The sequence below is a fragment of the Rhizobium rosettiformans W3 genome (assembly GCF_004912135.1).
GTDB lineage: Bacteria > Pseudomonadota > Alphaproteobacteria > Rhizobiales > Rhizobiaceae > Allorhizobium > Allorhizobium rosettiformans.
Genome location: NZ_STGU01000016.1, coordinates 48,161 through 68,245 on the forward strand (window position 1 = coordinate 48,161; position 20,085 = coordinate 68,245).

The 20,085-nt window shown below is 59.2% G+C and carries 23 protein-coding genes; 4 read left to right on the top strand and 19 right to left on the bottom strand.

Annotated elements, in window-relative coordinates; genetic code table 11:
- Positions 1-90: 90 nt before the first annotated feature.
- The gene (locus FAA86_RS20920; protein WP_064334687.1) at positions 91-303 is read right to left on the bottom strand and encodes a helix-turn-helix domain-containing protein; all 213 of its coding nucleotides are present in this window, start codon (positions 301-303) and stop codon (positions 91-93) included.
- A gap of 198 nt (positions 304-501) precedes the next feature.
- On the opposite strand from FAA86_RS20920, the gene FAA86_RS20925 reads away from it, so the two are divergent.
- Positions 502-819, top strand: a complete 318-nt coding sequence (locus FAA86_RS20925; protein ID WP_136542938.1) for a transcriptional repressor TraM — start codon at positions 502-504, stop codon at positions 817-819.
- Here the strand turns inward: FAA86_RS20925 and FAA86_RS20930 are convergent.
- The 14 genes from FAA86_RS20930 to traI all read right to left on the bottom strand — a co-directional run bounded on the left by FAA86_RS20930 (position 812) and on the right by traI (position 12,391).
- Entirely contained in the window at positions 812-1,525 is a 714-nt protein-coding gene (locus FAA86_RS20930; RefSeq protein ID WP_167495053.1) for an autoinducer binding domain-containing protein, read from the bottom strand. The genes FAA86_RS20925 and FAA86_RS20930 overlap by 8 nt on opposite strands.
- 388 nt (positions 1,526-1,913) lie before the next feature.
- Entirely contained in the window at positions 1,914-2,135 is a 222-nt protein-coding gene (locus tag FAA86_RS20935; RefSeq protein WP_136542940.1) for a hypothetical protein, read from the bottom strand.
- A 98-nt stretch (positions 2,136-2,233) separates the two neighbouring features.
- Positions 2,234-3,535 (bottom strand): IncP-type conjugal transfer protein TrbI, encoded by a 1,302-nt coding sequence (gene trbI / locus FAA86_RS20940; RefSeq protein ID WP_136542941.1) that lies wholly within the window; start codon positions 3,533-3,535, stop codon positions 2,234-2,236.
- Positions 3,536-3,547: 12 nt separating this feature from the next.
- Complete coding sequence (gene trbH, locus FAA86_RS20945; RefSeq protein ID WP_136542942.1) at positions 3,548-3,985, bottom strand: conjugal transfer protein TrbH; 438 nt, start codon at positions 3,983-3,985, stop codon at positions 3,548-3,550.
- Between the two features lie 3 nt (positions 3,986-3,988).
- Positions 3,989-4,801 carry a P-type conjugative transfer protein TrbG gene (trbG, locus tag FAA86_RS20950; RefSeq protein WP_136542943.1) on the bottom strand — a complete coding sequence of 271 codons (813 nt, stop codon included), beginning with the start codon at positions 4,799-4,801 and terminating at the stop codon, positions 3,989-3,991.
- A gap of 17 nt (positions 4,802-4,818) precedes the next feature.
- Positions 4,819-5,481, bottom strand: coding sequence for a conjugal transfer protein TrbF (locus tag FAA86_RS20955; RefSeq protein ID WP_136542944.1), 663 nt, complete (start codon positions 5,479-5,481; stop codon positions 4,819-4,821).
- A 24-nt stretch (positions 5,482-5,505) separates the two neighbouring features.
- On the bottom strand, positions 5,506-6,681 hold the full coding sequence (trbL, locus tag FAA86_RS20960) for a P-type conjugative transfer protein TrbL (RefSeq protein ID WP_136542945.1): 1,176 nt from the start codon (positions 6,679-6,681) through the stop codon (positions 5,506-5,508).
- Positions 6,675-6,875: an entry exclusion protein TrbK gene (gene trbK / locus FAA86_RS20965; protein ID WP_136542946.1), complete on the bottom strand. Its 201-nt coding sequence runs from the start codon at positions 6,873-6,875 to the stop codon at positions 6,675-6,677. The genes trbL and trbK overlap by 7 nt, the downstream gene beginning before the upstream one ends.
- On the bottom strand, positions 6,872-7,675 hold the full coding sequence (gene trbJ, locus FAA86_RS20970) for a P-type conjugative transfer protein TrbJ (RefSeq protein ID WP_136542947.1): 804 nt from the start codon (positions 7,673-7,675) through the stop codon (positions 6,872-6,874). Before trbJ ends, trbK begins: the two co-directional genes overlap by 4 nt.
- Entirely contained in the window at positions 7,647-10,103 is a 2,457-nt protein-coding gene (locus FAA86_RS20975; protein WP_136542948.1) for a conjugal transfer protein TrbE, read from the bottom strand. Before FAA86_RS20975 ends, trbJ begins: the two co-directional genes overlap by 29 nt.
- A 9-nt stretch (positions 10,104-10,112) precedes the next feature.
- Positions 10,113-10,412, bottom strand: coding sequence for a conjugal transfer protein TrbD (locus tag FAA86_RS20980; protein ID WP_136542949.1), 300 nt, complete (start codon positions 10,410-10,412; stop codon positions 10,113-10,115).
- The gene (locus FAA86_RS20985) at positions 10,405-10,788 is read right to left on the bottom strand and encodes a TrbC/VirB2 family protein (protein WP_136542950.1); all 384 of its coding nucleotides are present in this window, start codon (positions 10,786-10,788) and stop codon (positions 10,405-10,407) included. Before FAA86_RS20985 ends, FAA86_RS20980 begins: the two co-directional genes overlap by 8 nt.
- On the bottom strand, positions 10,778-11,755 hold the full coding sequence (gene trbB, locus FAA86_RS20990; protein WP_136542951.1) for a P-type conjugative transfer ATPase TrbB: 978 nt from the start codon (positions 11,753-11,755) through the stop codon (positions 10,778-10,780). The genes FAA86_RS20985 and trbB overlap by 11 nt, the downstream gene beginning before the upstream one ends.
- A gap of 12 nt (positions 11,756-11,767) precedes the next feature.
- Positions 11,768-12,391, bottom strand: coding sequence for an acyl-homoserine-lactone synthase (gene traI, locus FAA86_RS20995; protein WP_136542952.1), 624 nt, complete (start codon positions 12,389-12,391; stop codon positions 11,768-11,770).
- A gap of 388 nt (positions 12,392-12,779) precedes the next feature.
- On the opposite strand from traI, the gene repA reads away from it, so the two are divergent.
- From repA to repC, 3 genes are all read left to right on the top strand, one after another.
- Positions 12,780-13,994, top strand: a complete 1,215-nt coding sequence (repA, locus tag FAA86_RS21000; RefSeq protein WP_064334742.1) for a plasmid partitioning protein RepA — start codon at positions 12,780-12,782, stop codon at positions 13,992-13,994.
- Positions 13,991-15,013, top strand: coding sequence for a plasmid partitioning protein RepB (gene repB, locus FAA86_RS21005; protein WP_064334703.1), 1,023 nt, complete (start codon positions 13,991-13,993; stop codon positions 15,011-15,013). Before repA ends, repB begins: the two co-directional genes overlap by 4 nt.
- Positions 15,014-15,168: 155 nt before the next feature.
- The gene (gene repC / locus FAA86_RS21010) at positions 15,169-16,383 is read left to right on the top strand and encodes a plasmid replication protein RepC (RefSeq protein ID WP_136542953.1); all 1,215 of its coding nucleotides are present in this window, start codon (positions 15,169-15,171) and stop codon (positions 16,381-16,383) included.
- A gap of 664 nt (positions 16,384-17,047) precedes the next feature.
- On the opposite strand, the gene FAA86_RS21015 is transcribed toward repC, so the two are convergent.
- The 4 genes from FAA86_RS21015 to FAA86_RS21025 all read right to left on the bottom strand — a co-directional run.
- A complete protein-coding gene (locus FAA86_RS21015) occupies positions 17,048-17,692 on the bottom strand; it encodes an HNH endonuclease (protein WP_205910049.1) in 645 nt (214 codons plus the stop codon).
- Positions 17,693-17,698: 6 nt separating this feature from the next.
- Positions 17,699-18,352 carry an AAA family ATPase gene (locus FAA86_RS25005; protein ID WP_342774146.1) on the bottom strand — a complete coding sequence of 218 codons (654 nt, stop codon included), beginning with the start codon at positions 18,350-18,352 and terminating at the stop codon, positions 17,699-17,701.
- A 12-nt stretch (positions 18,353-18,364) separates the two neighbouring features.
- A complete protein-coding gene (locus tag FAA86_RS25010; RefSeq protein WP_246035152.1) occupies positions 18,365-18,871 on the bottom strand; it encodes an ATP-binding protein in 507 nt (168 codons plus the stop codon).
- A 121-nt stretch (positions 18,872-18,992) separates the two neighbouring features.
- The coding region (locus FAA86_RS21025) for a site-specific integrase (protein WP_136542954.1) at positions 18,993-20,085 on the bottom strand (1,093 nt) is incomplete at its 5' end.

The window sequence follows — 20,085 nt, forward strand, 5'->3', positions numbered from 1 at the left end:
AGCTGTCCCAACCTAGTCGATGCGCATTGGCTTCGAAGCGGAAACCGCCTCCGAAGCTAAAAATCAGTCGACCACGGGCGCGATTGCAGATCAGTGCGATTTGGTCACAAGCTCGGCGGGTTCGACGCCCAGCGCTTCTGAAATCTGGCCAAGAACAGTCAGGGTTGCAGACATCTCCGCGCGTTCGATGGCACCGATATGGCGTGCGCTCAGGCCCGTGCGGTGCGCGAGTTCCTCCTGCGTCAGTTTCTTGCCATGACGTATTCGACGCAAGTTGGCCGCCATGACCTCGTTGAGATCCATGACGTCAGCCGAACCTGAATCGGAACTATTGTTCTAGGAACTATAGTTCCGATTCGACATGGCCTGTGATATTGGGCGGCAAGCGATCTTCGACTGACTCGCAATGTTGATCGTATGATAGTCTGTAACGCGGGCCGCGCAGCGCGGCACCAAAGCATCGTTTCAAGTGGTGAGGGAATGAGTTTCGAGGAAAAGCGGATGAACGATGCAGAGACCTCCGAGACCGAAAGAAGCGAGCGGAATCCGCGGTTCTGTTCGATGCCGAAGGAAGCGTTGGCGGAATTGGCGGTGTCGGCGATACACGAACACCGCCGGCTGCTCGCCGCGGACGAGGCGGTCTACGAGGAGTGGATTCGTGCGAGCAGCGACCCTTCGGTTTCCAGCGACGTGTTGGCACACCTGCAGGACGAATACATTGCCCGTCAGAAGAAATCCGAAGCGCAGCAGGAAGAGCTGTCGCAGATCATCGACGCCCTTGGCTACATTCCCGACGTCCCGTCGGACGATCCTAATTAGAGCTTAACAACCCACGATCTTTCGCGATTCCAACAAGCTGCGGCACTGATTCAGCGCCCAGTTTGGCGCGTGCTTTATCAAGGTAGTGCTGCACGGTCCTGGAATTGATGCCAGTCACAGCGGCGGTTTCGAGCGTATTTTTTCCTTTCATCGCCCATGTCAGGCACAACATCTCGCGTGGCGACAGCACCTGTTTTGGATTGATGGCGACTTTGGCAGCAATCATCTTCAATCGATAATGGACCATCATTACCAATTGGACTGCTCTCCTCGAGTCGAAAGCAGCCGGGACGCCCCCGTCCCCTTTGGAGGATGCAAAGGTCAGCAACATCGACACACCGTAACCACCTTCCACAGGGATTGTCATGCCGCAGCGGATCCCGTGGTCGATCGCCTCGTCGCGAAACTTTCTGAGCGGTGATGAACCGCGGCCCGGCCAATCCTCCGCGGTCCAGAAGAAAACGTCCCGTTTGCGCTTCGCTTCCGTCACCACGGGATCGATGCTGGAATAGTCAGCAGAGAGGTACAGACCCTCCCATGGTTTGGGATAGGAGCTGAATGTCCTGATTTGGGCGCCTTCTTTTTCGAGATAGGCAAACCGTTCGTATCCGCAGGAATGCGTGAACTGCCTGAGGGCTCCCTTGATCATGGCCTCGTCTTGCGCGACCTCCAGCATATCCACGAGCGAGCGAAATTCTCCGTCCACGAACGCTTCTCCTATCCTATGTTCTTGACCCGTAAAGCGGTCCTTTATTTGCCAGCCGAGACGCTGGATGATGGGCATCGTAGTTCGGCAACGAGGAGGCATGTTGATGGACAACTGACGATAGCTACGCAACCGACGGTGATGGGTCGATGCAACGCAATCCCTCTTGCCGTGTACGTTAGCACTACCCATAAAGGGAAAGGTTTCAAGACTCTCCGCCTCAAAAAGATGACAAATCAAGAAAAGTTTTTGCGGGGCAAGGAACCATTCGCCATGGAACCCGTGCTCTGGAGCGAGCGCTATTTACTGAATGAACGCGATGTAATGCCCGGCCCGTTTGCACACGCAAGGCCCCCAATGAAGCACCAGCGCTTTTCAAGGCGCAAGATTACTTGGCGTCGATACGCGCCCGCTCGGATCTGACGCCTTTGATGATGCGCCAGTTAATTCCCGGTTCGCGTAGCACCTGGATATCATCCATGTCGTCGAAATCCGAAAGCCGGGTGTAAAACGCCTTTCGAAGGCGCGAAATAAACTGCTTCGGCAAGGCGGTGTTTTCGAGAAGGTCCGGGTCGTCATCGGGAAAATCGCCAAAATCCATTTCTGTCATCGCCTATCCTTTTCTGGCGTTGAGTAGGATCATCCGGCACCATTTCTTCAGCCAGCGCAACTCGCAGATTTGTATCCCCTGCGGACTTGGCGTCTCCTTTAGTTTATGCGGTAAGCCGACGGAAAAATGATGTCCTGGTCGACGAGCACATTGAACTTGTAGCCGGGCCGGATCTGGATCGTCGGCTGCACATTCAGGTTCTTCGAGATTGTCTGCTCGGCGACGCGGCCGAAGCTTTCCGCAAAATTCCGCCTGGCTGCATCCGACGCCGTGTCCTGCGTCGCCAGCGTCGAACTCTCCGGCATCGACATGTCGATGCCGGTTCCGATCAGCGCGACGAGTGCTGCCGAGCTCCAGGTGCGCCAGAGATGCCGATCGACCTTGTCCTTGAAGCCGCCATATCCTTCGGCATCCGTGCCGGCCATGCCGCCGATCTGCAGGGTCGATCCATTCGGAAAGATGAGGTCCGTCCAGACGACGAGGACGCGCTCCTGGCCGAACGACACCTTGGAGTCGTAGCGGCCAAACAGCTTTGAGCCCTGCGGTATAAGCAGCCGGTAGCCGGTGGCGCTGTCATAGACGTTCTGGCTGACTTGCGCGCTGATCCGTCCAGGAAGGTCGGAATTGAGACCGGTGATCAACGTGGCGGGAATAACCGAGCCGCGTTTCAGCTCGTAGGGCGAAAACTGGGGTGCGACCTTGTTCGGCAGATAGCCGAGATCCTTGATGTCCTGGTTGAAGAAGTCCTCCTTAGAGGTTTGGGTATTCGGGTCGACGTTCTGGCCCATGAGCCCGGATTTCATCGCAGCGGCGTAGAGGTCCGAGGCATTGTTGGCCGTCGCAGTCGCCGTCTGCCGGCCCGTGTATGCGGAATTGTTGGCAGCCTTCTCGACGTCGGAAATATCCACCTTCAATGGCGAGTCCAAAGCCGTTGCCCGCGCCTGCAGCCGGGCCATGCGCTGGCGCTGGGCCTCGCGGATATATTGCTCATCCTGCTCACGCTTCAGACGGGCTCTCCATTCCTCTTCGGATTCGAGCTTCGGGCGTCGTTGTTCTCTTTCCGTCGGCCGGCGGTCGACAACAGGTGTTTCCTTCTCAACCTTCTGCTCGACGGTCGGCGTCGGTTGGAACACCTCGCGGTCCACCGGCTCGCCGATGATGCCGTCGGTGACGCCGCGCTTGAGTTGCTCTCCGAAGTTCGTTGCCGGCGTATTCGAGGCGCTGTCGATATCGTTGTTGCGATTAAAGGGGAGCCCGCGCCACGACAGGCCGATCACGACCACGCCGACGAACAGTGCGACGATGACGATGGCGATGATGATCGGCAGCCGATTGAGGCGGCGCATGCCTTTCTGATCGTCAGCCTGATTGGAGGCGCCGAGCTGGAGCGATTGGACCATTCTCACCTCCCCTCAGTTGCGCTGCATGATGGAGAGCGGGCTTGCCGGCATGGCGCCGTCCGCCGTCGCGGTGTACGCCCGGCCGAGGGCAATAGACGGCGTCGAGAGCCGCGCAAGCAACTGACCGTCGACGCCATCGACCGAATAGGCGAGCTCGACTGGTTTGACATCCTTGGCAACCTTGCCGTCGGTGATGACCGTGTAGCCCCATCCTTTCAGCGCGGCTTCGAGCGCTGTCGCGAAGTCGGACGGGTCTTTGTCCATTTTGAGCGTCGTCGCGCCTGCCGGACCGATCTGCTCGGCGAGCCGGCTCGCCATGTCGCCGGCGATGGCGCTTGCGGCTGGGCCGGTGACGGCGACCGGGGTGGAACTGGTGGTCAATCCGTCCTCGGCCGTCTGGCAGCCTGAAATCAGCGTGGCGGTGATGACGAAGGCGAGAAGCTTACGCATGGTTCAGCCTCCCCGCCGGATGGTGATTTTCTGTTGGCGCCAGCCGACGCCGGAGACGAGGATTGCTTTGTCGATCGCATAGTCGACGATCATCATGTCGTTCTTCATCCGGTAGTTTACGATGCGGTTCTGGCCGCCGCTGACGACGAAGAGCACCGGTGCGTCCTGGCTCGAGACTGATTTCGAGAATTGAATGTATGTTTTCACGCCATCCGAATAGACACGCTTCGGCTTCCATGACGCGCTCCCGCTCACCGAGTAGGAGAAGTTCAGTTTGTCGGGTGCCGTCCCGGGAATGCCGCCGGCTTCAAGCCGGGAATTGATGCCGGCGAGCTTGGTCGAGACGTCCTCCGGATATTCGAAGCCGACGCGAGCCATGTACTGGCTCGGATGGGACTTTAGCTGAATATGATAGGTGCGGCGCGATGTCGTGACCACCATCGAAGTAATGAGACCAGGCTCCGATGGCTTGACGATCAGGTGGATCGCCTGCCCGCCAGTGGCGCCCGAGGTCGCGGGCTCGACCTTCCAACGCACGGTGTCCCCAACCAAGACATCCCGGACAATCTCGCCGCCCTGGAGTTCGATATCGCAGACCTGCAGGGGTGAGCAGACGACGGACGGCTGCGTTTCGCCAAAGAGGAAGGTGACCTTGCCATCGGGACCGGTCGTCACCAGTCCTGATGTACCGCGCCATTTCCTGGAAATATCGGTGCCCTTCACCTCGTTGTTTGTCATGCTCTGCGCCTCAGCGCCCCCCACAAAGACGAGTCCGGCCAGGCAGCCGACGGCTGCGATCAATCCTGTTCTGTGCATTGAGAAATTCCCTGCCCTTAAAGCTGTGCCGTCCAGTCAAAATCCCGGACATATAGGCCGATCGGATTGAGGCGGATGGTGGCCTCGTCCTGCGGCGCGGTGAGCGTAACCGTCGCGATCCCGCGGAACCGGCGCGTGCCGGTTTCCTTGCCCTTCCGGTCCCTTTCGTATTCGGTCCAGTCGATCTGATAGGTTTGGTTCGACAGCGCTACGATGTTGTTCACCTCGATGGCGACAGTCGACGATTTCGCCTTCTCGAATGGGGAATTGCCGCGGAACCAGGCGTTGATCTTCTCAGTCGATGGATCGGAGGTCCGCAGGAGTGCGTAGGTTCGATCGATATATTGTTTCTGCACCACGGCATCCGGTGTGATCGAGCGGAAGCTCGTGACGAAATTGCCGAGCGTGGCGCGCACCACCCGAACGTCGGCGTACTCGATCTGTTGAGGGTAGCCTGACGTCACCGCGGTTCCGAGTTTGTCGACCTCGACAATATAGGGAACCAGTTTGACCTGGGTGCTCAGATACATCGAGTAGCCGAAGCCGATCACTGCCATAGTCAGGCCGAGGATGCCGACGATCCGCCACGCAGCGGCCGCCTGCACATAAGAGCCATATCGCTCGCTCCATTCCTGGCGCGCGGCAAGATACGGGTTTTCGGGGGCGCGGTTCGCTGCCATCGATCGATCACTTTCTGGTTGCTGTTACTCTTTGCGTTCGGGAGAGGGCTTTGGTCCGCTGTGGCCGCTACGAGCCTCGTCCAACTTGGCGTTGGCAAGCCCGAGGATCGAACCAGCGTACGCTCCTGGCGAACCGATGGCCTTTTCCTTGGCCGCGGAGCCTGCGGCCTTCCCGGCAGACCCGATCCCAGCACCGAAACCTCGAAGAGCGGCACCAGCGACGGATGAACCCGCAGCTCGGGCAGCCTGACCCGCCGCGAAACCTGCCCCTGCGGCGCCCGCCGCAAGGAACCCGGCGCCGGTGGCGAATGATGCCGCCTGCCCGCCATGCCTGATCGCTTCCATTCCGCCAGAAACCGAGGCGCCCTGCACAACTCCCTGAATGATGTTCGGAACGTACATTGCGATAATAAAGACAACGACCGAGATCCCGGCGATGGCGAGCGTCGTGACGAACTGATCGGAGGAAGCCGTTGGCGCATTCGCCAAGCCCATCAGGACCTCGGATCCGATCTTTGCGATCATCACCAGCGCCATGAGCTTCATGCCGACGCCGAAAGCGTAGACGAGATAGCGGACCGCGAAGTCTTTGGTGAAGGAGGATCCGCCGAGCCCGAGCATGATCATGCCGGCGAGCAGGCCGACATACATTTCGACCATGACTGACACGAAAATTGCTGCGACTAGCGAGAAGCAGATGACGACGACACCCATCGCCAACACGGCCGCAATCGCCAGTGCATTGTCCTCGAACACACCGAATTGTGCCTGCTGCGACATCTGCGAGGCAACCCGGATGCCGGCGTCGAACACTTCAGCGGGCGACGCCGATCCGCCGCCGGCGCCAATCTGGAAAAGGCTGTCGACGACCGCTCGGGCAAAGGTCGGCCCCTGACTGAGAACGAAGGCGAAGAAGCCAATGAACAAGATCCGCCGAACAAGCTCCGCGAACCAGCTATCAAGCGATGCAGCTTGAAGTGCCAGCCAGACGGCGGCAATGCCCACTTCGATCGTCGCCAGGATCCAGAAGAGCGATTTCGCCGCGTCCATAATTGTGGTTTCCCACCCTTTCGCGGCGGCCGAGACCTGATTTTCCAGTTCGGTCAGTACTTGTCCCTGTTGAGCGAAGCCGGGAGCGGCAAAGGCGAGGCAAAGGAAGCCCGCGATCACGAATGACCGTTCAAGATTAGATTTCACCATCTTGGACGCATCTCCTGGCCATCCTTGATCGGCGGCAGCTCTTTGTTCGAGCCGAAGAATTTCTCCCTGACGGCACGCTGCTCCTCAGTGAGCGTAGGTTTGCCATTTTCTCTGATGTTGATGACCAGCACCGTTGCCGCGGACAAGAGAGCGGCAACGAATACGAACAAGGCAATGATGACGGCACGGTTCACCAGCGGGGCTCCATCTTCTGGCCTTCCGGAATGCTCTTGACTTCGGCGTTGAAAAATTTCTCCCGTCGTGCCTGGGCGAGGTCCTTGTCGGTTTGCTCGGTCTGCAGCCAGGTCCCCATCATTGTCATTTGCTGGGAGACGAGGCCGCGCAGCTTTTGCATCTGTGCGACCTGTTGCGCGGCGATCTGATGACCGACCTGCAGGGCCTTCATCTGCCCATCGGCTGTCTCGGACATCGATCGCAGCGAGGACATCGTGCCTTCCTCGCTATCAAACTGATCGGCCGTCAGGCTCGCCGCTTTCAGGGTGCTGGCGATTGTGTCCCGGTTGGTATCGGACCACGTCTGGTAGCTCGAGGAAAAGCTTGTCGCGTTCGGGAGGTTGGTCCTCAGGCTTGAATAGCTCTGGAAGCGCTGCTGCAGCACATCATCGGCATTGCCCATCGAAAACGAAATACTCTGGCCCTGGTCGACGATGCTGCGCAACTGATTGAGATCGCTTTCGACCTGTCCCCACATATGGGACGGAAGCGTCGCCGTGTTCTGCAGCAGGTTCTGGTAGATATTGAGTTGCGTTTCGATCTGTTGCGCGAGCTGGCTGATCTGGGTGAGCTGGTTCTGGATCTGCTCGCCAGATTGGCCAACGAGGGATACGAGCTCTCCATTGTTGAGGACCTGTGTCCATTCGGTTGCTGCACCGGTGGCGGTGCCGGCGTCCGCCGGTTCCACAACACCAATTGTCAATGCGATCGCCGCCAAGCTGGCGAGCAGTCTATTCGAAGTTGAGCAGCGACGCGGCATCGTGTACTCCTCTCATTTGAAGCCAGTGGGTCGGCCAGTCGCGGCCGTGTTCGGAACTGAGCGTGCGGATGCGCTTCAAGTCTTCCTTGCCGGATGCGCCGACGAAGCTCAGCGCCACGGGCCCGAGCGCCATATCGAACAAGCGTCGGCCTTCAGGCGTGACGGCGTAGTATTCGCGCTTGGGGATCGCGTTCGAAACGATCTCGATCTGTCGTTCGTTGAAGCCGATCCGTTCGTAGAACTCGCGGGTCCCAGGCTCCCGGGCAGCACCATTCGGCAAGCAGATTTTGGTCGGGCAAGATTCCTTCAGCACGTCAATGATCCCGGAGCGCTCGGCGTCCGAGATGGATTGAGTGGCAAGCACGACGGCGCAATTCGCCTTGCGCAGCACCTTGAGCCATTCGCGGATCTTGCCGCGGAACACGGGATGACCGAGCATCAGCCAGGCCTCATCCAGCACGATCAGGCTCGGAGAGCCGTCGAGACGCTTGTCGATCCTCCGAAAGAGATAGGTCAGCACCGGCACGAGATTGCGCTCGCCCATGTTCATGAGGTGCTCGATCTCGAAGGTCTGGAACGCGCCGAGCGAGAGACCGTCCTGTTCCGCGTCGAGAAGCTGCCCCATCGGGCCATCGACGGTGTAGTGATGAAGCGCGTCCTTGATCTCGCGCATCTGGACGCCGCTGACGAAGTCCGACAGGGACCGTCCGGCTGCGCTGGCCATCAGTCCGATCTGGCGCGAGATCGCGTTGCGATGATCAGGGGTGACGGCAACACCCTGCAGGGCTACCAGCATTTCGATCCATTCGGTTGCCCAGGCGCGATCAGCGTCGCTCTTGAGGTCCGATAGCGGGCAGAAGGCTAGTTCCTTCGCCTCTCCTTGAGCCTCACCACCGATCTCATAATGATCGCCGCCGGCGGCGAGTGTCAGCGGCAGGAGCGAGTTCCCTTTGTCGAAAGCGAAGATCTGGGCGCGCTCGTAGCGCCGGAACTGCGCTGCGATCAATGCCAGCAGCGTCGACTTGCCCGAGCCGGTCGGCCCGAAGATCAGGGTGTGACCGACGTCATCGACATGGAGATTGAGCCGGAATGGTGTCGAGCCGCTCGCCACCTGCATCAGTGGTGGCGAGTTCGGCGGATAGAAAGGGCATGGTGCGACCGGGCTCCCCGACCAGACCGAGTTGAGCGGTATCAAATCCGCGAGATTGCTCGTGTTGATCAGCGGTTCGCGGATGTTGCAGTACCAATTGCCGGGCAGGCTGCCGAGATAGGCATCCGTAGCGTTGAGCGTTTCGATCCGCGCGCCGAAACCCTCCGCCTGGATCAGCCGACGAATTGCTTCCGCCTTTTCCTGCAGTGCTTCGCGGTCGTGATCGAAGAGAACAATGACGGGCGTGTAGTAGCCGTAGGCGACAAGCTGCGACGACGCTTGCGCGATGGCGTCCTCGGTCTCGGCCACCATGGTCATGGCATCCTGATCCACCGAACGGCTTTGCGTCTGAAAGAGCTGATCGAAGAACGGCCGTACCTTCTGCTGCCACTTCTTGCGGGTGCGTTCCAGTTTCTGCCGTGCCTCTTCCGCATCGAGAAAGATGAAGCGCGATGACCAGCGATAGGTGAGCGGCATCAGGTCCAGGCTGTTGAGAATCCCCGGCCAGCTCTCCGCTGGCAGGCCGTCGATTGCCACAACTGCGAGAAAGCGATTTTCGACCTTTGGCGTCAGGCCATGGTCGAGCTCGGCCGTCGCAATCCAGTCGAGATACATGGGAGCATCCGGCAACCGGATCGGATGGTTTTCGCCGGTGACGCAAAAGCGAACCAATTGCAGCAGCTCGTCATAGCGGGCGACCCGCTCCCCTCCCCTCTCGACGGTTTCCCGGGTTTCCATGCGACGGATCGAGAGGGTGTTCGCGAAATACTGCTCGATCTCGCGGACAGCGTTCTTGAAAATGAACAGCACCGTGTCGGCATAGGTCTTCTTGCGGCTCTCTTCGTCCGAGTAGATGTACTTGCTGAGAGCGGTTTTCTTGGATTCGAGCGGCCGATAGGTGAGGACGAGCGCGTGCTTGCTTTCGAAATGCCCCTGCTCGCGCCCGAAATGCGCCCGGCGTTCTTGATCGATCGCGCGCGTGACGGGATCGGGAAAGTGGCAGCGATCATCCGACGGATAGTCGAATGTCGGGATACGAACGGCTTCGACCTGGATCATCCATCCGCTTCCGAGCCGCGACAGGATCGTATTGATCTGCCGCGAGAGCTCGTTGCGCTCGAGGTCGGTGGCGCTTTCGGAGTCCGGCCCGGCAAAATACCAGCCGGCCATCAGGCTCCCGTCTTTCAACAGAAGAACGCCATTGTCGACGAGGCCGGCATAGGGGACGAGATCCGCAAAGGAAGGGCCGGTGGCCCGGAAACGTTTGAGAGCAACCATGCCTGCCCCTCAATACCGGCGCCAGGGCGAGGAAGTCGCCTTGTAGTAATGTTTGTAGGAGATATGGCGGATATAGACCTGCCGCATCAGGGGATCCGCCTTTGCCATCATTCTCAGGAGCCCGACGATGACGATCCAGACAGCAACACCGAAGAGCGCGGAATAGATCGTGAGAACGACGAAGATGAGGATGACTGCAGCAAGACCGGTGATCAGCACCAGTTCCCGGTCCGCGCCCATCAGGAGGTTCGGCCGCGATAGCGCTCGATGGATGCGGTTGCTTCGAAGCCCGGATGGGGACTCAGCCATGAGCCCCCTCCCCTTCTCCGCTTTGATGGATGGAGGTGGTCTGCTCGTTGGGTAGTCCGATCGAGGAACCGGTTGCGCCGAAAAGACCGACGATATTGGTGGCGCCGAGCAGGATGCCCGCGACGAGCACGATATACATTAGCCGTCGCGCGAAATCGTTCAGCTCGCCACCGAATATCAGCATGCCGCCGGCGATCGCGACTGCCGCAAGTGCGATGGCGCCGGCGACCGGCCCCGTGATCGACTCCTGAATTTGCTGCAGCGGCCCTTCCCACGGAAGACTGCCGCCGGAACTGGCGAGCGCCGGCGCGACCGAGGCAAAGAAGATGGGCGCCACAAGGAGTGTAACGGCGACGAGTGCGTTTTTACGCGACATGGCGCGCCTCCTGTTCTTCCGTAAGCTGGTCGGATTCGATTTCGTATTGGCCGCCCGCAAAGCGCTCGACCTGGATGACGTCGCGCACGCGCCGCCCGCGCGGCGTCCGCTCGATCGAGACGACGAGATCTACCGCTTCTCCGATTACCTCGTGCATTGGCTGTTGGCTGGCTTCGGCAGTCAGTTGCTCGAGCCGGCGAAGCGCCGACATGGCCGTGTTGGAGTGGATAGTGGCGACGCCACCCGGATGGCCGGTGTTCCAAGCCTTGAGCAATGTAAGGGCAGCGCCGTCGCGGACCTCGCCGACGACAATCCGGTCCGGCCGCAGCCGCATCGTGCTCTTCAACAGGCGCGCCATGTCGACGGTATCGCTGGTGTGGAGAAGAACGGCGTTATCGGCCGCGCACTGAATCTCGGCGGTATCTTCCAGGATGACTAGGCGGTCTTCTGGCGCAGACTTGACGATTTCATCGATGACGGCATTTGCGAGCGTCGTCTTGCCCGACCCGGTGCCCCCGGAGATGATGATGTTGAGCCGGGACGAAATCGCGCTGCGTATGGTCGAGGCCTGGTGTTCGGTCATCACACCGGAGCGCACATAGTCATCGAGTGGGATCAGACGCGAGGCACGACGGCGAATGGTAAACGCCGGCTTGGCGACGACTGGAGGCAACAATCCTTCGAAACGGTGTCCGCCGATCGGTAGTTCCCCTGAGATTATTGGTTGCGCGGTATCGACCTCGGATTGGAGCGCATGCGCCACCGTTCCGATTACCATCTCGGCGGCGGCTGGCGACATCTCGCCGGCGGGTGCCACGCCATGACCGAGCCGTTCGATGAAGAGCTTGCCATCGGGATTGAGCATGATTTCAACGACGGTCGAGTCGTCCAGGGCGACGCACAGCTGGTCGCCTAGCGCTTCCTGGAGTTTGCGGACAAGTCGAGGATGAGAGCGAAGCTGGTTCACGGCGTTTCTTCCTTACGCTGCTTGGCTGACGGTGCTGAGTTCGGAACGGTAGTTGGTTGGCCGGAGCCGCAGGAATGTCTCGGTATTCGCGGGCAGGATCCCGGCTACCGCCACGGCCACGCCGATCTTCTTTGGTTCTGCCAAGCGCTGCAGAGGCCAGCCGACACGCGCGAGGATCCGTTCGAAGCGCAGGTCAGTGACGGTGACGATTTCGGTGGTGCCGTTCACCAAGCACCACTCAATGACGCCCGCCAACATGGTCAGCGTTGCCTCGTGCACCGAGCCGTGTCCCCTGCCCTCCCCGAGCATCGTGTCGACGCAGAAGCGGGAACTCTCGATCATCGCGGAGTGCGCGTTCAGGCGGCCATTCGGAAGCAGCGAGTCAAAGACGTCGGCCACCATTGTCGGGCCAATGGCCGGAAGCAGCCTCGCGCATCCTGCCACTTGGCCGCTGTCGGAAATCGCGAGGATGTAGGTCGGCATAAGAGCGTCAAAGGCGTCCGCCTCTTGACCGTCGACAACGTTGACTTCCCAGCCCAGGCGCTCGGAGAAAACGCGTGCTCGTAGCTGATGGTGGCGGTGGAGAAGCTGAGCTTCGTGGACATTTCGCGGTGTGGAGATCGCGAGAACCTGCATGAATTTCTCCGTCGATATTGATCGGCGGGGAAATCAGCACGGAACAGATTCGGGCGGTAGTTGTAGGATCCTACAAGCCCGGTTGGAGTGAGTCGCGGCGCAACCGTCCCCATTTCCGCAAAAGCAGTCTTGTTCCCGCAACAATTCGGTTGGGCCGGTTGTAGGATTCACAGTAAAACAGACCATGAACCCGCGGGAGTGACGCGCTTGCTAAGACGGTGTTTCTACAGCTAAAAATTGGTTGCGTTGGACGCGTTCTTTCTTGAGCGTTAATCTTTCGTTAACCAAAAAGCTCTTGCTCAAAATTCAGAATCGACGCTTATTGCCAGTGGCGGAACTTTTGAAGTTTCGCGAAAAATATCGCCACTGGCAAGAAATGGGTTTTGAGATGGCGAAGACCGCCGCGAAAACAGCGCCCGTATTTGAAGGGTTGACCGCCTTGATGGAGCGTCATGCAGACGCCCTCTCCAGCCAACTTCAAGCACATCATCTCAAGGTCTTCCCTCCGACCTCCGAGAAGGGCATTCGAACATTTGCGCCATCGGAGGCGTCCAAGCTGCTTGGCGTCGGTGAGTCTTATTTAAGGCAGACTGCTTCGGAAATGCCAGAGCTGAACTTGACCATGAGCCCAGGTGGTCGGCGGACTTTCTCGATCGAAGACATCCATGCAATCCGCAAGCATATGGACCAGGTCGGCCGCGGGAACAGACGCTACCTGCCGCATCGCCGAGACGGCGAGCAGCTTCAGGTTATTTCAGTGATGAATTTTAAAGGCGGGTCGGGCAAGACGACCACCGCCGCGCATCTCGCACAGTATCTAGCCATGCGTGGGTACCGGATTCTGGCAATCGATCTCGATCCTCAGGCAAGCCTTTCCGCCCTCTTCGGTAGTCAGCCAGAAACAGACGTAGGTCCGAACGAAACTCTTTACGGCGCCATCAGGTACGATGAGGAGCAGGTACCGGTCGAGCAAGTGGTCCGAGGGACCTATATTCCCGATCTCCACCTCATCCCCGGTAATCTCGAACTGATGGAATTCGAGCACGACACGCCGCGTGCGCTGATGAAGCGAAAGGAAGGCGATACGCTCTTCTACGGTCGGATCAGTCAAGTCATTGAAGACATCGCGGATAACTATGACGTTGTCGTTATCGATTGCCCTCCCCAGCTAGGCTATCTCACGCTGTCGGCATTGACGGCGGCAACCTCCATCTTGGTCACTGTGCATCCGCAGATGCTGGACGTGATGTCCATGAACCAGTTCCTAGCCATGACATCGAACCTGCTACGCGAAATTGAGAACGCCGGGGCCGAGTTCAAGTTCAATTGGATGCGCTACCTGATAACGCGTTTCGAACCAAGCGATGGACCGCAAAACCAGATGGTAGGTTATCTTCGGTCGATCTTTGGTGAAAATGTTCTCAATTTCCCGATGCTTAAGACGACGGCGGTTTCGGACGCCGGCCTAACCAACCAGACCCTTTTCGAAGTCGAGCGCAGCCAGTTCACGCGCTCGACCTATGATCGAGCCTTGGAAGCCATGAACGCGGTCAACGACGAAATCGAAGGCCTGATTAAAAAAGCATGGGGTAGACCGACATGAGCCGCAAGCACATCCTCGGGGTCTCGACAGACGCACCCGAAACGCCCGCAGCAGAGAGCCGGACGGCAAAGAGCCGCTCCATGCCGCTTCTCGGGGTGGTGAGAAAAGAGCGCGACCCGTCAACGAAGCTGACCGCAAACATTGGCAACGCGCTACGCGAGCAGAACGATCGACTTGGCCGCGCGGAGGAGATTGAGCGGCGGCTTGCTGAGGGCCACGCCGTGGTGGAACTGGACGCTTCGTCCATCGAGCCCTCCTTTGTGCGGGATCGCATGCAGGGGGACATCGACGGACTCCTTGATTCAATCCGCGAGCAAGGGCAGCAGGTCCCGATCCTGGTGAGACCTCATCCCGACCAGCCAGGCCGATATCAGGTGGCCTTTGGCCACCGCCGACTGCGCGCGGTTCTAGATCTTGGCCTTCCTGTAAAGGCAATCGTTCGTGACCTGACGGACGAGCAACTCGTCGTCGCGCAGGGCCAGGAGAACAATGAGCGTGAGGATCTCACCTTCATCGAAAAGGCGCGCTTCGCGCATCGACTGAATAAGCAGTTCTCGCGAGAGATCGTCATTGCCGCAATGTCGATCGATAAAAGCAATCTGTCGAAGATGCTCCTTCTTGTCGACGCCCTCCCCTCCGAACTGATCGATGCCATTGGGGCCGCTCCAGGAGTTGGACGACCCAGCTGGCAACAACTGGCAGAACTGGTCGAGAAGGCAGCTTCGCCGTCGGACGCGATCAAATTTGCGGCCTCAGCAGAGGTGCAGACGCTGCCATCGGCAGACCGCTTCAAGGCGCTGATAGGCCATCTCAAGCCGCGTCGCATCGCGCGCGGGCTTCCGGACGTCATGTCAACCCCCGATGGCGACAGACTTGCGCAGGTGACACAGAGCAAGAGCAAGCTGGAGATTACGATCGACAGGAAAGCCACGCCAGACTTTGCCGCCTTCGTACTCGAACATTTGCCGGCGCTTTATCAGGCACACCGTGCAAAGCATCCACAGAAACAGGGAGACTAACCCGCAAAAGAAAAGAGCCCCCTCAACGTTGCCGTCGTGGAAGCCCTTCTGTCTCTTTAGCACGAACAGAATCGCATTTCCTCGAATCTTCGTCAAGAGTCTTTGGCGCCGTTTTGGTGAGCTGATTTCTTTTGCCTGCTGAAAGGTGAAAGACGATGCAGACAGGAAGTGTGACGACGCCATTCGGGCGGCGGCCGATGACGCTTGCGCTCGTGCGGCGCCAGTCGGCTTCGGCCGATATCAAACAAGGCAAGGCAGCGGATAAGTGGAAAGTCTTCAGAGACGCCTCCGCCGCCATGGAACTACTCGGGATTCAGTCCAATAGCCTCGCGGTTCTTGACGCGCTTTTGAGCTTTTATCCTGAGAATGAGTTGCGCCAAGACGCCCAACTGATTGTCTTCCCCTCGAATGCTCAGCTTGCTTTACGAGCGCATGCGATGGCGGGCGCGACTTTGCGCAGACATATCGCCATCTTGGTGGAAGCAGGCCTAATCGTCCGCAAGGATAGCGCCAATGGAAAGCGCTACGCCCGTAAGGACGGCGAGGGACGCATCGAGAGCGCCTTCGGTTTCGATCTGTCGCCGCTCTTGGCACGGTCCGAAGAGTTGGCGATGAAGGCGCAGCAGGTGATGGCCAACAGAGCGGCGTTCAGGAAGGCCAAGGAGAGCCTGACGATCTGCCGACGCGATGTCCGCAAGCTAATTACGGCCGCGATGGAGGAAGGCGCCGAAGGCGACTGGAAAGCGATCGAGGACATCTATGTAGCGCTTGTGGGCAGAATCCCGCGCGCTCCGACGCTCGCCGATGTAACGACGATCCTTGAAGAAATGGAGATGCTGCGCGAGGAGATAGTCAATCGGCTGGAATTTCACGAAAATTCCGAAAATAATAGCACCAATGATGCTCACAATGAGCAGCACATACAGAATTCAAATCCCGAATCCATCCGTGAACTTGAACCTAGCTCTCGAAAAGAGCAGGGGGCAAAGCTGAGCGAAATCCGCCGGCCGAAGAGCGAGCCGCTTAAGGCGTTCCCGTTGGGTGTGGTGTTGAAGGCATGCCCGACGATATCGGACTACGGGCCGGGTGGCGCAATCGGAAACTGGCGAGACTTGATGTCAGCGGCCGTGGTCGTTCGATCGATGCTGAAGGTGAGCCCCTCGGCCTATCAGGAAGCCTGCGATGCCATGGGGCCGGAAAATGCGGCCGCGGCTGTCGCTTGCATCCTGGAGCGCGCAAACTTCATCAACTCGGCTGGCGGCTATCTGCGGGATCTGACAAGGCGCACGGAACGAGGAGAGTTTTCGCTTGGTCCTATGATAATGGCGTTGTTGAGGGCCAACGGGCAGGGGAGTTTGCAAGCTGGGTAGGTTTCAATGAGCCCGAACTCGAAAATTAGATGCGGGTGGAGCGGCCAAGAAAACATCTGGGCAATTTTCTTGGTGGTCAGCTGACCACAGTCCTAAGCAGCTGAAAATGAACGTTTGTTATGGGGGCAGGGTCGTTCCAGCTCTCTGGGTTGGGGCTGTGGGACGCGTGTGCTGTGTTGAGAACAGGGGGCGGCGCGCCCAATTGGAAGCAGCGGATTGAGAGGACCACGGCGCCGGGAAGGGCTCGACGGCGCACCCGGCGGTGCGATCTGGCCGGAGATCGGCGGTGGAACGCATGCGGCTGTCCGCGACCTCTTGGCCGAGTTCAGGGATGGCTGCGCCGCTCCAATAGGGCGCCGCTGTTGAAAGGTTTCGTAGATCCATCTGCCCTTGCCAGGCGACGATGGCGCCCCTTTCGCCTTCAGCGATGACATCGGCATGGGGGGCGGTGATGGTGCTTCCTGAAGAAGTCAGCCTCACAGCCGTGCCCCTCAGGGCACAGGGCGCCGAGGGCATCTTTTTTAGTGGTCAGCTGACCACAGCCTTAAACAACTGAAAAACAATCGTTTTTCGAACGTGATTCTGGAAAGAGAGTTTTCTTCGCGGATCACGTACTTCCGCGAAAAGCCAGCCACGTGAAGCGGTCCATGCAACCCAAATTCCGCTACTGATCGAATTGCTTGGCAAGTCTACGAACCTTGGCAGCAAGGTCCGTCTCGGGGGTTTCCCCTTCAAGACCCTGCGCTTTGTCGAAACTATCGACCTGCAGTTCATGCAAGGCGAAGAAGTCATGGGTGTAGATTGCCTTCTCACTCCCGGCCTTCTTCACGAACACAACGATGTTCTTGGTGTCAACCTGCGCTTCGAGCCGTATCAGGTGCTCGCTGTAGGCGTCGAAATTTGGGTGCACAAAGCGATAGTTATTGCTGTCTTGAAACTTGGTTGAATCGTCCGCGTCTAGGACAAAGCCGTCTCCGCTACGCTTGAACTGCATGTTGCACCGCTTGCATGCGGCCGCGAGATTCCAGATCGCATAGCTGAATGGTTTGTAGACCGGCTTTCCCTTGGGAAGGATGTGCTCGCGATCGGTCATGTACGGGCCCGCACCATTTAGGTTCAGGCGGCAATAACAGCAATTTCCGCCATGGCGCGCGAGGTGATAGGCGAGGATCTTGTCCTTCGCGCTTTTGAGCGCCTGCAGTTCGTTCTGGTCCTCGGACTTCCAGTCCCAGGGCTTCTCTGTTTCCAAGGCCTTCCCGACCGCCGCAGCTTCCTCAACACTCAGCTGAAAATCGTCAAGCGCCGGCAATAGCGGTCAACCATCGCTCTTGTTGTCCCCGCGCCGCTGTGCATCGACCTGCTCGATCAAGTCTTCAACCGCTTTGAAAAACTTCCGCTGTTTTTCGTCGAAACTCTTGAGCGCCATGTCGCTAACAAACGCGACTGCGTTGTCGCGGGTCATTTCACCGCGTTCTACTCGTGTAACGACACCTACCATCTCCTCACTCACGAAGTGGCTGGCTGGTGTGATCACATCAAAAGCTCGCCAAAGGACACCTTCCACGTTCGCTACAGAGTCCTTGGCCTCCTTCAGATCCAGTGTGGACGGTTCGCCATTTTGAATTTGAAACACAGAGACAATATCGGGCAATGCACCAAGAGCACCAACGACCATCAAAGGTGCGTGGGTTGCGACGACGATCGTGGCGTTGCGGTAAAAGACTGCAGCGACGATTTTCTCGAGGTACTCCCGCTGCCAGCGGGGATGAAGGCTGTTCTCGGGCTCGTCAATGAGGATCACCGGATCCTGGCCGATGGAGCTGATCAAGAACACGAGGGAGGAGATCAATGCCAGTTCACCCGAACTGGCATTCAGTAGCTCAATGACTTCGCCGTCGTGCCTTTCGAGAAAGACCTGGATTCCACGAAGGCGTCCGAGCCGTCGAAGGCTATCCTCGCTGCGCAGGATAGCTCCGAATTCTCAACCCAGTGAAAACGACAACGCCGATTCCCCTTGGTCAATCCAGAGAATTTCCTTCGGGTTGTGCCGGCGCAAAAATGCGACGACGGCGTCGTAGTCGTTTGGATCCAACAGAAAATCTGCGGGGTCTAGATATGCCGTGTACGGGTCTGAATCGACGAGAAACCCAAACCGTGGCCGATAGCCGCAGTATTCAAGGATCGCGCCGATCTGGTAAAATCGTGAGTCCGGTTGGTCGATGGTCCTTCCGATCGCGCGCTTAACGATGCTCTTTGGAGACCTGCTGCCTCTGCCGGCCGATATGCGTTTCAACCCACGCAAGCCGGAAAAGCGATCATGGGCGGTGTTGGAAATGATTGCCAGATCCCGATCACCACGGATCTGGATGGCGAGTTCGCGAAGAAAGCGGCTTTTGCCGGAGCCGTTGGGTCCGACGAGGATGGCAACCTTCTCAGCGACGGGCCTTTGGTCCGCCAGTCCAAGCCGTTGCAAGTTTGAGGAGGCCATTTGCCGTCCTGGACGGCACGTTTCGAGTGTGAGGAGGGGCTACGCTACGTGGAGGATCCGAATCAAGCCCTCCGATGAATACCCTATCCGCCATCCTCTTCAATTTCGTCCAGCGCGGTCTTCAGAGCATCCGGGCGGCCTTGCCACTTCGCCGTACCGCACTGTTATAGTAGCTCGACGCCTGCTGGACCGATCGATGCCGCGACTGCTCCATCGCTTCGGGTAGGGGAATGCCTCGGTTCGCAGCCTCCGTGAGGTACCCCGATCGCAGCCCGTGCGCCGAAAACTCCCCCGGCTTGAGCCCGGCCATCGCCACCCGCTGCTTGACGATATCGTTGACCGCCTTCGGATCGAGCGCGCGGCGCGAAACATTGCCCCAGCGATCGATCGCCCGAAACACGCTGCCGCTGTCGATCCTCGCGGCGTCCAGCCATGCATTGAGGGCGTCCACCGGCCGGCCGGTGAGATAGACCACTTCATCCTGGTTGACGCCGGAATTCTTGGTGCGGCCAAGATGAATGGCGAGGGAGGGGAGGGGAGGGCCGTCGGCCACCTCGATCGGCGGCTCAACAGTGAGCTGCTCAACACGTAATCCGGCGATCTCGCTGCGGCGGCGACCGCCCGAGGCAAAGGCGGCCATCAGGATCGCGCGATCGCGGAGATCGCGCGGGCTGTGATCGCCACAGGTCGCCAGTAGCTTCGCCAGCACGTCGCTGGTGATCGCCTTGGCGCTCTTGCGACGGCGTTGCCGCGGCACGGCGCGTGCGGCAAGGCGAAGCGCCGATCGGAGGGCCGGCGAGGTGAAGGCGCCGTCGAGGCCGCGCCATTTGGTCAGCGTCGACCAGTTGGCGAGCCGTCGTCCGACGGTCGCCGGTGCGTGCGGTCCCGTTCGCAGAAAACCGCCATCTCTCAGTGCCTGGTCGACGTCATCAGGCATGCCGTGATCGGGATCGGCCGCCCGCTTCTCCGGATCCCACAGATGCTGTGCCACGAATTTTAGCAGCAGCGCCTCGGGCGCCGGCCAGGGCAGGGGGCTGCCGGTCGCGGCGCGGCTCCAGGCCTCGAGGTAGCCGAGGTCTGACGCGAGCGCCCGCAGCGTGTTGTCGCCCATGCCCTCGTTGACCAGGTGGCGCAGCGTCTCGACGTCCTGGTTGGTGAGGATCTCGGCGAGCTTGTCGCGCCGGTCGATCGGCAGCACCGCGGCGATCGTATCA

Bases quoted from the DNA above. Each gene is read 5' to 3' on its own strand.
- FAA86_RS20920 (WP_064334687.1), bottom strand. From the start codon at position 303: ATGGATCTCAACGAGGTCATGGCGGCCAACTTGCGTCGAATACGTCAT.
- FAA86_RS20925 (WP_136542938.1), top strand. From the start codon at position 502: ATGAACGATGCAGAGACCTCCGAGACCGAAAGAAGCGAGCGGAATCCG.
- FAA86_RS20935 (WP_136542940.1), bottom strand. From the start codon at position 2,135: ATGACAGAAATGGATTTTGGCGATTTTCCCGATGACGACCCGGACCTT.
- trbI (WP_136542941.1), bottom strand. From the start codon at position 3,535: ATGGTCCAATCGCTCCAGCTCGGCGCCTCCAATCAGGCTGACGATCAG.
- trbH (WP_136542942.1), bottom strand. From the start codon at position 3,985: ATGCGTAAGCTTCTCGCCTTCGTCATCACCGCCACGCTGATTTCAGGC.
- trbG (WP_136542943.1), bottom strand. From the start codon at position 4,801: ATGCACAGAACAGGATTGATCGCAGCCGTCGGCTGCCTGGCCGGACTC.
- FAA86_RS20955 (WP_136542944.1), bottom strand. From the start codon at position 5,481: ATGGCAGCGAACCGCGCCCCCGAAAACCCGTATCTTGCCGCGCGCCAG.
- trbL (WP_136542945.1), bottom strand. From the start codon at position 6,681: ATGGTGAAATCTAATCTTGAACGGTCATTCGTGATCGCGGGCTTCCTT.
- trbJ (WP_136542947.1), bottom strand. From the start codon at position 7,675: ATGCCGCGTCGCTGCTCAACTTCGAATAGACTGCTCGCCAGCTTGGCG.
- FAA86_RS20975 (WP_136542948.1), bottom strand. From the start codon at position 10,103: ATGGTTGCTCTCAAACGTTTCCGGGCCACCGGCCCTTCCTTTGCGGAT.
- FAA86_RS20980 (WP_136542949.1), bottom strand. From the start codon at position 10,412: ATGGCTGAGTCCCCATCCGGGCTTCGAAGCAACCGCATCCATCGAGCG.
- FAA86_RS20985 (WP_136542950.1), bottom strand. From the start codon at position 10,788: ATGTCGCGTAAAAACGCACTCGTCGCCGTTACACTCCTTGTGGCGCCC.
- traI (WP_136542952.1), bottom strand. From the start codon at position 12,391: ATGCAGGTTCTCGCGATCTCCACACCGCGAAATGTCCACGAAGCTCAG.
- repA (WP_064334742.1), top strand. From the start codon at position 12,780: ATGGCGAAGACCGCCGCGAAAACAGCGCCCGTATTTGAAGGGTTGACC.
- repB (WP_064334703.1), top strand. From the start codon at position 13,991: ATGAGCCGCAAGCACATCCTCGGGGTCTCGACAGACGCACCCGAAACG.
- repC (WP_136542953.1), top strand. From the start codon at position 15,169: ATGCAGACAGGAAGTGTGACGACGCCATTCGGGCGGCGGCCGATGACG.
- FAA86_RS25010 (WP_246035152.1), bottom strand. From the start codon at position 18,871: ATGGCCTCCTCAAACTTGCAACGGCTTGGACTGGCGGACCAAAGGCCC.